Here is a 13,254-nt window from a genome sequence, read left to right on the forward strand (position 1 = left end):
CACAATAGTTTTGAGTTCAGAGGTCTGAGTTTCAGCTTGAATTATGAATTATAAATTATGAATTATCGCGTTCTTTCCGAGCCGAGCTTTTGCGCTTGGTGTTGAGAATGATGGAGGTGATCACATTCAGCAGTTCCTCTGTCTCCCGCGTTAGCGGCTCGATTCGCTCAAGCGGAACGATTTCGGACGCCGCCATCACGCGGAGCCAGTATAGACTCTCCCTTGTCTCTTTTTGAGCGATTCCCAGCTTGTGAATGAAATCCGCCCGGCTCTCAGCCGCTTGTGCCTCTTCTACGTTTGCGCCAACCGAACTCGCCGCGCGTAGGTATTGCCTTCCTAAAATCCAGCCGGCGCCTTTCCGTTGTTCCTGTAGATATTGGTATAGCTTTACCGCGCGCAAGGTGTAGGCAAACGAGCGCTTTCGAATGTCCTTTGAGCTATTCGCGATGGCCATTCAATGATTCGGGTGAAATAACGGGCTACCTTGCCTTTCATAATTCATAATTCAGAATTCATAATTTCTCAGCTTCGTCCCTGTCTTCAATAATGGCGTTTTCCGCCACAGGCGTCAGTTCGGGGCGCGAGCGGACCGCTTTCATAATATCATCCGCTCGGAAGCCGCGGCGGATGAGGCTCTGGCAGAGGGAGGCGAGTCTGGCGCGGGTGATGGGCTTGCGCAGCGCGTGGACTTTCTTATCGACGGCGCGCTCCAGCAGTTCGCGTTCGTTGACCGGGGTGAAGGCGTTATCCACCGCACGGTCGATCACGCGGTAATCCACCAGCTTGCTTTTCAGTTCGCGGCGGACGCGATGCCGGCCGTAGTTACGCACGCGAGCGAGCGAAGCGGCGTAAGCGTCGGCAAACTTCGCGTCATCGAGATATCCGAGCTGGCGCAGCCGCGCCAGAACGCCGGGCACGTCGGCTGAATCGGGAAATTTCCTTTCCAGAGCGCGGCGCAGTTCGGCCACTGAATAGGGTCGCCGTGAAAGCATGCCCACGGCAGTGTCAAAGGGAGTTTTCGGGGGTGCGGTCTTACCTGGCAAAGCGGTCCACCTGGCTTGCTCTCTCCATTTCGTCTCGCGCGGCGTCCGTCGTGGACCTGATTCCCTGGATGCGCAGCTTGAATTCGTCGGCGTTGGACGCGTAGAGCAGCGCTTCCTCCAGCGAGATCAGCCCCTTAGTGTACAGATCGTAGATGGACTGGTCAAAGGTCTGCATGCCGTATTGCGAGACGCCTGAAGCAATGGCTTCGCGAATCAGGCGGGTCTTTTCCGGATTGATGATGCAGTCGCGGATGTATTCCGTAGCGATCATGATCTCGGCGGCAGGCACGCGGCCGATGCCGTCGGACTTGCGGACCAGCCGCTGCGACACGATGGCGCGCAGCGTGCCGGCCAGAAGAAGGCGAATCTGCTTCTGTTCGGGCGGGGGAAAGACGGTGATGATGCGCTGGATGGTTTCCGTGGCGTCGAGCGTGTGGAGCGTGGAGAGCACCAGATGGCCGGTTTCGGCGGCCAGCAGGGCGGTGTGGATGGTCTCAAGATCGCGCATTTCGCCCACCAGAATAACGTCAGGATCCTGCCGAAGGGCGGCGCGCAGCGCGACGCCAAAACCGGAAGTGTCCACTTCCACCTCGCGCTGGTTCACAAATCCCTTCTTGTCGCGGTGCAGAAACTCGATGGGGTCTTCGATGGTGATCACATGCTCGGTGCGCGTGGAATTGATGCGGTCAACCATGGCGGCCAGCGTGGTGGTTTTGCCGCTTCCGGTGGTGCCCGTCACCAGAATCAGACCGCGCGTTTCTTCGCAGATCCTGTCCAGCACCTGTGGAAGCGCAAGCTCCTCAAGCGTGCGGATCCTGGTGGGAATCACTCGCAGCACCATGCCAATGTTGCCGCGCTGCTGGAAAAGGTTGACGCGGAACCGGCCCAGGCCCGCCACGCCGTACGCCATATCGAGTTCCGTGTGCTCTTTGAATTTCTGCTTCTGGCGGTCGGTCATCATGCTGAAGGCCATGTTGACCATCTCCTCAGCGGAGACGCGGGAATACTGGGTTAGCGACCGGAGTTCCCCATCCACGCGGATGTAGGGATAGTTGCCCACCTTCAGATGAAGGTCGGAGGCCTTGCTCTCGCACGCCGTTCGCAACAACTCATCAATGGTCACAGCAGGTTCCGCCAGAGTGATTCCTTGCGACGATGTAATGGCACACCGCCATCAGCGGACGGCGGCGCTACAAAACTTTATTCATCGACCTGGGAAGGACGTTGCTTGAGAGCGGATGCTGCCCGGCGCAAACTTCAGCCGAGTTCCTGTACAGGCTTCGACGGGCGCTCCTCGGATTACTTCAGGGCGACGGGCTCGGTGAAGCCTCCGTCACCTGCGGAATCCCACACGGCAAAGCGCACCCACTTTTTGCCCATAGGGTCAAACGGCACGCGGAACCGGTGGCTGCCGAAAGCCGGCAGATCCGTTGCTGGAATAATTTTCCGCTGCACCTTGCTGCCGTCGCTCCAGACAAGTTCTGCGAATTCCAGCGGGAATGTCCATTCCACATCCGCCGTGTAAACACTCTTGGCGCCCGAGCCTTCAATCCCCCAGTTGTGGAACAGCACTTCTCCGGTGGTGACGAAATAGTTGCCACTGTGGAGCGCGCTGACCACAGGCGCCCAGCCCTGGTCGAAATTCGGCACGCGGTCAAGCCTGACGTAGTTCACCGCGAGCTGCGGATAGGTTTCGTCGCTCGGGTATTTTTGATAGGTGTCGCCCTCGGCGATCATGAATTTCGGCTTGGGCGCCCAGTTGCTCATGTCGTCCATCGTGTCCAGGCAGCGCTGCGGACAAAGCCTTCCTTGAGAAAGATCGACCGGCAGCGACTCGAACGAAGCGCCGATGAAGCGATCGCTCAGGAAATAATCCCGGGTATGGATTGCGTCCGGATAGCCCCCCGAACCCTTGGTGCGCGGATGCGCCTGCCACACGAGGCCGTCTTCGTCCTTCAGCTGTTGCACAATGTCCGCGGCCGACGCTGTGTGATAGACCTTGCCGTACGGCGGCTGGTCCTGCTCAAACGATTGTCCCGCAAGCCGCTCCTTGGCGTGTGACCAGTAAACCGGGTGCGAAAGCAGCATCATGTAATGGCCGCCGAGCCAGGCGTTGGGCTCTTCGCCGGGAATCAGCAGGAAGTTGCGGTCGCTCATCCGCGCGCAGCTTTCGAAATAAACCTTCTGGTCTTTGAATCGCGCCGGGCCGGGATCGTCAGGGTGGGCATCGCCGTGGAAATCAGCGAGGATCACGATGTTGATGCCCAGGGCGCGAAACACCTCCAGAAACGGCGGGCGGTAATCGACCGTGCCCTGGTCGCCGAGCATATCAATCAGGTGAAAATGGAAATGGCTCACCAGCACTTTGAAACCCGGCAGCGGCTTGAACACGTCGTCGTGCGTGTAGGCCATCACGTCGTGCTGAGTCGATCGGCCGTCCTCCGGGCTCAGATAAAAATAGACGGCCATTCGCTGCCAGGTTCCTGGCGGAGCGTTGTAGAGAGCAAAATTGCCCGTCTGGTGCCACGCCTCGTCCGAGCTGTGCTCCCACATCGCCTGGTGCAGGCCATAAGGGGCGTAGCCGATGGTGTGGTCCGGCTGGCGCGCGCCGATGGCAAAAGTGGTTGCGCTATCTTTGCGGTAATAGATGTAGCCAGGGTCAACCTCGTTCTCGCGGGCAAAGAAAAATTTGTGCGGAGGAGGGAAAAACGCGAGCGAGCCTCCGCCGGTTTGAACGATCCCCAGACGATTACGCGCGCGCACGCCCACCAGTTGCTGATTCGGCGCGCCGCCGAAATCGTATTCCTGCCAGGCCCGCGCCGGATCGCGCCAGATGAGCCGTGTGTTTTCGCCAGTGCCGAAGCCCTTCAGTCCGCCTGTGTATTTATAAGCGACCGACGGTTCTTCGGTGCGGGCAATCATCTCCTGCCGCAGCAGGTTTGAGCCGCGATAGACGGTGTATTGCAGCCGACCGCTAAAGATGCCCGCATCGGCTCCCGGAAAGCTGATTTCCAGGCGCGCGCCTTCGGTCTTTACTTCGCAGCCGGTGGAGTGAAAGCTGGCCCAGGCGCGATGGATTTCATTGGGGCTGCGCGGCAGGTTCACGGATGCATCGCCACCTTCGGTTTCCGGCACGTTGAGCGGCGCGTCCCAGAAGGTGTTCCATTTCTGCTGGTCAATCATGGCCTGCGTGACGTTGCCGTAAGCGTGCTTCAGCGCGCCGAGCATCGTGCGATCAATGCGGCGCTTACCGCTGGTGACCTGAAACTCCGGCTGCAGATCACGGCCCAGGATGACCCACTGGCCGCCCGGCTTTCGCGCGGCAAGCTCCTGCAATGTGGGCACGCCATCGCGCAAGGTGAACTGGGCACGTAGCGTTTCGCCACGCTCTCCCTGCCAGTCGACTTGCAGGGCGCTTCCGTGGACTTCCGCCTTCAGCCCGTCGAGCGGCTTGTAATTTTGCAGGTTGCACCGGAGCGCCTGCGCGGCCGCGAGTGCCGGCAGCATGGCGATGGATAGAATGAGTCCACAGATTCTCACGTTGTCCTCCCGAGGTGCCAACTTTGTTGGGTAAGACTATACGCGACACAAGGCGGTGTAATGCAAGGAATTTTTCTGGCGGGAGGCGAGTCGGGAAATTTCGTTTAGTGTTGTGACTGAAGCATCAGCGCGAAGTGTCTTTTTGTCTGAAAAATTCACCACAGAGAGCACAGAGGACGGGGAGAAAACCGGGCGCGCGACGCCTAAGTCAATGCGCTCAGGGCATGTAGCTGGCACAAAGGCTTTTGAGCAGGAAAACCGGCCGGGGTTAATTCGAAGTGGCAACCGGCTGATTGCAGTAAGTCAGCCAGCCGAACTTATCTTCGGCGCGGCCTTCCACGATTTCGAGGTAACGCTCCTGCAGCTCCCGAGTGACGGCGCCGGGCTGGCCCTTGCCCACCACAATGCGATCGACGGAGCGGATGGGGGTCACTTCCGCCGCCGTTCCGGTAAAGAAGACTTCATCGGCGATGTAGAGGATTTCGCGGGCAAGCACCTGCTCCACCACGGGGATTCCGGCTTCTTCGGCGAGCTGGATGATGGAAGCGCGAGTAATGCCCGGCAGCACGGACGACCCGAGCGGCGGCGTGTAGATCTTTCCGTTGCGCACCACAAAAATATTTTCCCCGCTGCCTTCGCTGATGTTGCCCGAGTGGTCGAGCGCAATGCCTTCCACGTACCCGTTGGTGATGGCTTCCATCTTGATGAGCTGCGCGTTCATGTAATTGGCGGCGGCCTTGGCCATGGCCGGCAGCGTGTTGGGCGCAATGCGGTTCCAGGAGCTGACGCAGACGTCCACACCCTGTTTCAGCGCCTCATCGCCCAGATACTTGCCCCACTTCCAGGCCAGCAGGTAAATCTCCACCGGGTTCTTCAGCGGGCTCACTCCCAGGCTGTCGTAGCCGCGGAAAATCAGCGGGCGAATGTAGCACGATCTGACGCTGTTTACTCGCACCAGGTCAATCATGGCCTGCTTGAGCTGCTCGCGCGTAAAGCCCGGCTCGGTGCGATAAATTTTGGAGGAATCCAGCAGGCGGCCGACGTGCGCGTCCAGATGGAGGATGGCTGCGCCTTGCGGCGTCTCGTAGGTCCGGATACCCTCAAACAGGCAGGAGCCGTAGCTGACCACGTGGGAGGCTACATGGATAGTTGCCTCGCTCCAGGAGATGAACTTGCCGTTGTGCCAGGCCTTTTCGTAAAAGTCCAATGCCATAAACAGCGCTCCTTCCACCGCGGCCGGCCCGCAGGCAATGTTTCAATGCTCCTGTCCAGGGGGCCAAGGTATTCCCAACATTATATCACGGACGCCGTCCCTCTTTGGCCTTCGACGCGCCCATTGCGCCTCCCACACGCGCTCCTTTCCGAGCGCCTGTTGCGCCGTGGTGAACACAGCCTGACTTGTGGAACCCACGCGCCTCTAGAACTTCCATAGCGGACGACGGACACAAACTGAGGCCGGGCTTGACGGAATGCCATACAATAACGGGGCCAACGAAAACGGGGCTTGGCTGAGATTCAGGCGATGGGGGAGGCGGAGATGAAGAGGCGGGACTTTCTGGCATCATCGCTGGCGGCTTCGGCGCCGCCCGGGATGACCCCTGGCGAGCCGGCGGGGGCGAATGGCCGCGAATTTTACGAGTTGCGGTTTTACGGGCTCCATCGCGGGCCGGGCGCGCAATTAACCAACGACTATCTGCGCGATGCCGCAATTCCGGCGCTGAATCGCGCGGGCATCAAGCCGGTGGGCGTGTTCGAGATGCTCGTCGGGCCGGGAAGCCCATCGCTCTACGTGCTGATTCCGCACCCCTCGGCCGCCTCGTTGCTGACGGCGTGGGAGCGCGTGCGCGCGGACAACGAATACCTGGAACGCGGCGCTGCCTTCCTGAACGCTCCAGCCTCAAATCCGCCGTTTGTGCGCGTTGGGAGCGAGTTTATGGTCGCGTTTGAAACGCATCCGCGCATCACGCCTCCGGCCCAGGGGCCGCGCGTCTTCGAACTGCGCACTTACGATAACGCCACCAAGAAGGCCAACCTGACCAAAATCAAAATGTTTAACACGGGAGAAATCGATATCTTCAAGAAGGTCGGTTTTCATCCGGTGTTCTTCGGTGAAAAATTGATTGGCCAGCGCTGGCCCAACTTGACTTACATGCTGGCGTCGGAAAGCGTGGAGGACCGGAATAAGCGCTGGGCCGCGTTCGGGACGGACCCGGATTGGAAGAAGCTGCGGGCGACGCCCGGCTATTCGGATGACGAGATTGTTTCAAACATCACCAACGTGCTGCTGCGCCCGGCGGCGTATTCGCAGGTGTGAGGGCGGGGACGAATGGGCGCGAGGTTGCGTGGTCTCTCCAGCATGCCCGCGCTTCGGCATATTTGCAGAGTTCATATCGGGTTCCCGGGCCTTGAAGTATGGCAATCCAGGAAGGCGAGCTATCACGGAAATTCACATTCGCATGGAGGTCAATTGATGAAGCGGCGCGACTTTCTCGCATCAACTCTTGCAGTGTCAGCGGGACTGGCATCGGCTCCCGTGGACGGCGCTGAGGAGTCAAAGGCGGCGCGCGACTACTACGAGCTCAGGTTCTACCAGCTTACCAACGGCGCCAAGGTGAAGCTCATGCACAGTTATCTGCGCGAGGCGGCAATTCCGGCCCTCAACCGGATGGGCATCGACCCGGTGGGCGTATTCAATACCGTGGTGGGACCGATCAGCCCATCGCTTTACGTGCTGCTGCCGCACCGCTCGCTGGAGTCCGTTGCGACGCTCGAGGAGCGCCTGCGCGCCGATGCCGAATATGTCAAGAACGGCGCGGAATTCCTGAATGCTCCAGCATCGGACCCCGCTTACGTACGCTATGAGAGTTCGCTGATGAAGGCGTTTGATTGTCATCCGCGGATTACGGTCCCGCCCAAAGGCAAGCGCATTTTTGAACTTCGTACCTACGAGAGCTCCAGCAAGAATTACAACTTGAACAAAGTGGAGATGTTCGGCAGCGGCGAAGTGGACATCTTTATCCGTAGCGGATTTCATCCCGTGTTTTTCGGCGAAAAGCTGATCGGCGACCGGATGCCAAACCTTACTTACATGCTGTCGATTGGCAGCATCGAAGAGCGCGAAAAGGCGTGGCAGGCCTTCAGCTCGGACGCTCAATGGAAGGCGCTGACGGTATCGCCTAAATTTTCTTCCGGGCCGAACGTGGTGAACATCACGAACTATTTTCTGGCGCCAGCGCCTTATTCCCAGGTGTGATGCGCCTCGGCACGCGTGAAAGTTCCGATGGACGTTTGCGCTGGTTCTGTGCAGAATTAGTGACTTACTGAGGATTACAAAATATGGTGACAAGATCATTTGTAGCGTCGCCGTCCCGGCGCTACGGAAGTCCGTCAATCTATTATGCAATCCTCATTAGGGCCCGATAGCGACCTGACGACCAAGGGCCGAAATCCGGATTGGGGGAGAAAGGAAACCGTATGAAATATGTTGTGGCGGGCTTGCTGATGATTTCGGTTTACGTTCCTGCATTTGCGCAGGGCCGCGAGGACCAGAGGCTGAACCGATCGGCGGAAATTCTTCAAGAGATCATGAAGACGCCTGAGAAGGGAATTCCTCAGGACCTTCTGGACAAAGCTGTGTGTGTTGCCATCGTACCATCTTACAAGAAGGTTGCTTTTGGGTTCGGCGCCAGCGGCGGCAAGGGCTCGATGGTCTGCAGGCGCAACGGCGATGGCCCCTGGGGAGGGCCCTCCATGTTTACCATGGGTGGTGCAAGCTTCGGACTTCAGATTGGCGGTTCGGCGACCGACATTGTCATGATCGTGATGAGCGCCAGAGGAGCCGAGAAATTGATGGGGAACAAGACGCAGCTCGGGGCAGACGCTTCGGTTGCCGGAGGCCCTGTGGGCCGCACGTCCCAGGCGGCCACCGATCTGCAGATGCACGCGGAGATTCTCACCTACTCGCGGGCCCGGGGCTTGTTCGCAGGCATATCTCTACAGGGTGCTTTCATGAAAACAGACGGCGAGGCGAACGAGCGGCTTTACGGCCGCAAGCTGGAGCCGAAGGAGATATGCCTGCAGGGCGCAGGCGGAATTCCTGCTCCGGCCCGGGAACTCCATGCTGAGCTGACCAAAATCTCACCGCACGGCGGCCAGAAGCTGGCCCGCTAGCGTGTTGCGATATTCCAGACCGCGCATGCTTGCTTTCCTGCTACTTAAACAGAAAAGGGCGGGAGCGAACTCCCGCCCTTCCGGACCCTGAACTCGGAGATTCCAACTACTTCATTTCGCCTGCGTAGATGTTCATAACCGTCTGAAGCAATTTCACCGCCTGCTCCCTGGGCCGCTGGAAGGAGTTGCGGCCGATGATCGAGCCAAAACCTCCTCCGTCACGAATGGCGCGGGCTTCGTCAAACACGTTCGCATCGGCGACCTTTGTTCCTCCGGAGAAGATAACGATCCGGCGGCCGGCGAAGGAGGACTGAACGACGTGGCGCACCCGGTCCGTCAAGGTGCTGATGGGCACCTTGGCGCTCTCATAAGCCTTCCGCGCGGCCTCCTGCTCAATGTGTTCGCTGGGCAGCTTCACCTTAATCAGGTGAGCGCCGAGCTGCGCGGCAATCTGGGCGCCGTAGGCGACGACGTCGATGGCCGTTTCGCCCTCCTTGCTGATGTCCGACCCACGCGGGTATGACCACACGACAACGGCCAGCCCGCGACCCTTGGCCTCGGCAGCAAGTTCCCGCAGTTCCTCGTACATGGTCCGCGCGGCGGCCGATCCGGGATAAATTGTGAAGCCGATGGCTACGCATCCCAGGCGCAGAGCATCCTGGACGCTGCCGGTGACGGACGAAAGCGGGTCCTTCTCATCGTGCAGGGTATCGTGGTTGTTGAGCTTCAGGATGAGGGGAATCTCTCCCGCGTGGCGTCCGGCGGCGGATTCCAGAAATCCCAGCGGCGCCGCATAGGCGTTGCAGCCGGACTCGAGGGCCAGTTCAAAATGATAATTGGGGTCGTAGGCGGCTGGGTTCACAGCGAAACTGCGCGCGGGCCCGTGTTCAAAACCCTGGTCGACGGGCAGAATCACCAGTTTGCCTGTTCCAGCGAGGCGCCCGCTGTTCAACAGACGCGCGATATTGGTTTTTGTTCCCGGGGAATCGCTTTCATACCAACTCAGGATTTCCCGCACACGCTCCGTCATCCGGCCGCTTTGATTCTGCCGTCCGATACGGGGAACGGCTTCCGTGGTTGCCATACTCTTCCTCCAACTTGAGTGGACTTGTAACACTTCAGATTACAGGCCACAAGACAGTACTGGCAAGCAAAAAACTCTGGGGCGTTCACCTCCGGCAGCACCCATCCGCCCACGCGCAAGGACGTCCTGGGCAAACGACATGCAGGGCGATGGTGAGTTTCATAATGCCCGGCCATGCGGAGATCCCAGGCAATCCGGCGGGGCCGCGCTGCTTATCCTGTGTTATATTGAGACCACCTTACTCAGGTTTAATTCGTTATTAGAAGGGAGAACAGGTATGGGTCAGCATTCTGAAGTCAGCCGGCGGGAATTCTTAAAGTCGGGCGCCAGGACGGGCGCGGGTCTGGCAGCCATGGGTGGGCTCGGCCTGGTTGGGGCAACCGGGAAAGTCCTGGGAGCTAATGACCGTGTCCGGGTTGCCGTGTGCGGCGTCCGTGGGCGAGGATGGGACCACGTCAAGGGATACTCGAAACTCCCCAACGTGCAGATTGCGGCGATTTGCGATGTGGACGAGAACGTGGGCAACGAGCGGATCGCCGACATGGAGAAAATGGGGCTTGCCAAGCCGGCATACTATTATGACGTGCGGAAACTGCTGGAAGATAAGTCGATTGATGCGATTTCGATTGCCACTCCGGACCACTGGCATTCGCTGATGGCCGTCTGGGGTTGCGAAGCCGGCAAGGATGTCTATGTTGAAAAGCCCTGCTGCCACAACTGGTGGGAAGGCAAACAACTGGTGACGGCAGCGAACCGTTATAACCGGATGGTGCAGCACGGAACACAGAGCCGTTCGATGCAGGGCATCATCGACGCTGTGCAGAAACTTCGCGACGGAGTGATTGGCGAAGTCTATCTGGGCCGCGGACTCTGTTACAAATGGCGGCCCACGATTGGACACACTCCAAATGAGGCGGTTCCCTCTGGCGTCCACTACGACCTGTGGCTCGGGCCCGCTCCTGACCAGCCTTTCACCAAGAACCATTTCCACTACAACTGGCACTGGTTCTGGAATTACGGCAGCGGCGACCTGGGCAACCAGGGCATCCACCAGCTTGACATTGCACGCTGGGGACTGGGCGTCAAATTCCCTAACAGGATTACTGCGGTGGGCGGCAAATTCATGTTCAAGGATGACCAGGAAACTCCAAACACGCTCAACTGTTCCTTCCAGTACGACATGCCGGACGGCAGCCGCAAAATGCTCGAATTCGAGGTGCGTGGCTGGATCACCAACCACGAAGCAGGCATCGGCGAGGGCCGTGGGTCCCACGGAATTCCAGCGGCCGGACTGCAAGCCCACACGCGCAAGCTGGGCCCGGCGTCTTCACCTCAAAATACCATCGGTGACATTTTTTACGGTTCCAAGGGTTATATGACAATTGACGGATCAGAGGGTTACAAGACATGGCTTGGTCCGGGACATGAGCCCGGCCCGCAGGGCTCCGGAGGCGGCGACCACTTTCTCAACTTTATCGAAGCCGTCCGCTCGCGGAATAAGGCATCGCTGAATGCACCGATTGAAGAGGGCTATATTTCCGCGACGCTGATCTACCTGGCCAATGCCTCTTACCGGCTTGGCAAGACCATCGAATTTGATCCGGATGCGGTGCAGGTGGTGAACGACGATGAAGCCACCCGCCTGCTGCGCAGCGCAGATCGTGGCTACAGAAGACCGTTCTTTATTCCAGAGAACGTGTAAGGACCGTCAGCGGCAGACCAGCCGCGAGGACCTTGGGCGGGTACGAGCCGGGCGCTACCTGGGGATTGCCCGCTTTGGCGCCGGCCCCTGCGTTTTCGAAGGGCCTTCCGTACCAGGCGATTCGGCAATGTCGCGGAGCGGACCCTCTCAGGGGTACCTAAAATTGCAGAGGAGGGTGAGGTGGAGCTTACACGCCGGGCATTTCTGATGGCGGCTGGCGCCGCTGGAATTGCTTTGCCAGCGCTGGCCAGTGTGGAAGGCATCAAGATAGGTGTTTGCGCGCCGACCTCGGAACTGGACCAGGTGGTCAGCTACGGGTTCGATTACATCGAGCCTGCGGCTGCTTCTGTCTCAGAGATGAGCGAGGACAGTTTTCAGGCCTTTAAGGCGAAGGTGATGGCTTCACCCATTCGATGCGAGTCTTTCATCAGCTTTATCCGGCGGAAGGACTTGCGCGTGGTGGGCGACGATGTGAACTGGAACGCGCTGCAGGGCTATCTGGACCTTACGCTGGCCCGATGCCGCGAACTTGGCGGATCGATTGTAGTCTGGGGCAGTGCTGGTTCAAGAAACGTGCCGCCCGGTTATTCACGCGAAAAGGCCTGGGGCCAGATCAAGGATTTCCTGGTTCGGGCAGGGGATATTGCGCGCCGCCACCAGATGATTATCGCCATCGAGCCCTTGCGCCACCAGGAAAGCAACATTATTAATACCGGAGCAGAAGCCCTGCGGCTGGTCCACGAGGTTAACCATCCCAATATCAAGATGATCATCGATTACTACCACCTGCGCGTGGAGAAGGAAAGCCCGGACATCCTTCTAAAGGCCAGAAAAGAAATCGTACACTTCCATTTTGCCAATCCCAATGGGCGGCTGTGGCCCAAAAGTCCGGCGGAAGACCCCGAATACGGCGAGTTCTTCAAGCTGGTGAAACAGATTGGCTTCCACGGCGGAATTTCCATCGAAGGACGGGGATCGCTGGCGCAGGATGCCACCGCCAGCCTGGCTTTTTTCCGGCAGGAAATCATGGCCGCATGAGCATTCCGGCCCGGCATCCCCCCTTCGGGCTGTGAGTCTTGACTTCGCACCGCGCCGGGCTTAGGATTCCCTCATCAGGAAAAGGTCCTTTCATCGAATTGCCGGGGAGCGAGAGCTCCAGGAGGCAGACATGGATCTTCTAACGATTGCTCACGTTCCTCCCGCGAAGATTGAGGCGGGGCAGAGCGTCCTTGAGGCTGTCCGGATTATGGCAAGAGAAGGGGTTGGGGCCGTTGCGGTGATCGAGAAGGGCGAGAAGGGCGAGCTCTGCGGAGTCTTTACTGAGCGCGATGTTATGCTGCGCGTCGTACTGCAGAAGCTCAACCCGGAACACACAAAGATCCGCGATGTGATGACAGCCCCTGTTGCGACCATCCCTGAAGACCTGACTGCGGAAGAAGCTTTCAATCAGATGGTTGACCGCCACATGCGCCATCTGGCGATTGTTTCAGAGGACGGTGATCTCCTCGGGATGCTATCCATCCGCAATCTGCTTGAACACCTTGTGGACGAGCTTCGGCGCGAACTCAATTCCCTCGATCAGTACATCTCAAATGATGGGCCGGGCGGATGAAGGGGCCAAATACCGGATGTACCAGCCTCACGTGACCAATTGGGCGGCCGCTCGCGAGGACAGCGTGGACAGGTGGAAGCCTCTGTCCGCGCGACTGGCCTAC

The 13,254-nt window shown here is 59.0% G+C and carries 12 protein-coding genes; 6 read left to right on the plus strand and 6 right to left on the minus strand.

From position 1 onward, the window contains the following. Positions 1 to 55: 55 nt before the first annotated feature. From VFQ24_12055 to VFQ24_12075, 5 genes are all read right to left on the minus strand, one after another. Complete coding sequence (locus VFQ24_12055) at positions 56 to 454, minus strand: four helix bundle protein (GenBank protein HET9179081.1); 399 nt, start codon at positions 452 to 454, stop codon at positions 56 to 58. A 58-nt stretch (positions 455 to 512) separates the two neighbouring features. Then, a complete protein-coding gene (locus tag VFQ24_12060) occupies positions 513 to 1,043 on the minus strand; it encodes a regulatory protein RecX (GenBank protein ID HET9179082.1) in 531 nt (176 codons plus the stop codon). Further along, on the minus strand, positions 1,033 to 2,166 hold the full coding sequence (locus VFQ24_12065) for a type IV pilus twitching motility protein PilT (GenBank protein ID HET9179083.1): 1,134 nt from the start codon (positions 2,164 to 2,166) through the stop codon (positions 1,033 to 1,035). The genes VFQ24_12060 and VFQ24_12065 overlap by 11 nt, the downstream gene beginning before the upstream one ends. A gap of 176 nt (positions 2,167 to 2,342) precedes the next feature. Next, positions 2,343 to 4,583, minus strand: coding sequence for a hypothetical protein (locus tag VFQ24_12070; protein HET9179084.1), 2,241 nt, complete (start codon positions 4,581 to 4,583; stop codon positions 2,343 to 2,345). Between the two features lie 268 nt (positions 4,584 to 4,851). Then, positions 4,852 to 5,796: a branched-chain amino acid transaminase gene (locus tag VFQ24_12075; GenBank protein HET9179085.1), complete on the minus strand. Its 945-nt coding sequence runs from the start codon at positions 5,794 to 5,796 to the stop codon at positions 4,852 to 4,854. 324 nt (positions 5,797 to 6,120) lie between these two features. On the opposite strand from VFQ24_12075, the gene VFQ24_12080 reads away from it, so the two are divergent. The 3 genes from VFQ24_12080 to VFQ24_12090 all read left to right on the plus strand — a co-directional run bounded on the left by VFQ24_12080 (position 6,121) and on the right by VFQ24_12090 (position 8,753). Then, positions 6,121 to 6,897: an NIPSNAP family protein gene (locus VFQ24_12080; protein HET9179086.1), complete on the plus strand. Its 777-nt coding sequence runs from the start codon at positions 6,121 to 6,123 to the stop codon at positions 6,895 to 6,897. Between the two features lie 156 nt (positions 6,898 to 7,053). Beyond that, a complete protein-coding gene (locus VFQ24_12085) occupies positions 7,054 to 7,836 on the plus strand; it encodes an NIPSNAP family protein (protein HET9179087.1) in 783 nt (260 codons plus the stop codon). A gap of 221 nt (positions 7,837 to 8,057) precedes the next feature. Next, positions 8,058 to 8,753: a lipid-binding SYLF domain-containing protein gene (locus tag VFQ24_12090; GenBank protein HET9179088.1), complete on the plus strand. Its 696-nt coding sequence runs from the start codon at positions 8,058 to 8,060 to the stop codon at positions 8,751 to 8,753. A gap of 106 nt (positions 8,754 to 8,859) precedes the next feature. Here VFQ24_12090 and VFQ24_12095 read toward each other — a convergent pair whose 3' ends face one another. Then, positions 8,860 to 9,783, minus strand: coding sequence for a class I fructose-bisphosphate aldolase (locus tag VFQ24_12095; protein HET9179089.1), 924 nt, complete (start codon positions 9,781 to 9,783; stop codon positions 8,860 to 8,862). Positions 9,784 to 10,114: 331 nt separating this feature from the next. Here VFQ24_12095 and VFQ24_12100 point away from each other — a divergent pair, with 331 nt between their 5' ends. From VFQ24_12100 to VFQ24_12110, 3 genes are all read left to right on the plus strand, one after another. Continuing rightward, a complete protein-coding gene (locus tag VFQ24_12100) occupies positions 10,115 to 11,539 on the plus strand; it encodes a Gfo/Idh/MocA family oxidoreductase (protein ID HET9179090.1) in 1,425 nt (474 codons plus the stop codon). Positions 11,540 to 11,719: 180 nt separating this feature from the next. Beyond that, entirely contained in the window at positions 11,720 to 12,577 is an 858-nt protein-coding gene (locus tag VFQ24_12105) for a sugar phosphate isomerase/epimerase family protein (protein ID HET9179091.1), read from the plus strand. Between the two features lie 130 nt (positions 12,578 to 12,707). Beyond that, positions 12,708 to 13,151: a CBS domain-containing protein gene (locus tag VFQ24_12110; GenBank protein ID HET9179092.1), complete on the plus strand. Its 444-nt coding sequence runs from the start codon at positions 12,708 to 12,710 to the stop codon at positions 13,149 to 13,151. The last annotated feature ends 103 nt before the right edge of the window (positions 13,152 to 13,254 follow it).

Source organism: Terriglobia bacterium, from assembly GCA_035712365.1.
Taxonomy (GTDB): domain Bacteria; phylum Acidobacteriota; class Terriglobia; order UBA7540; family UBA7540; genus SCRD01.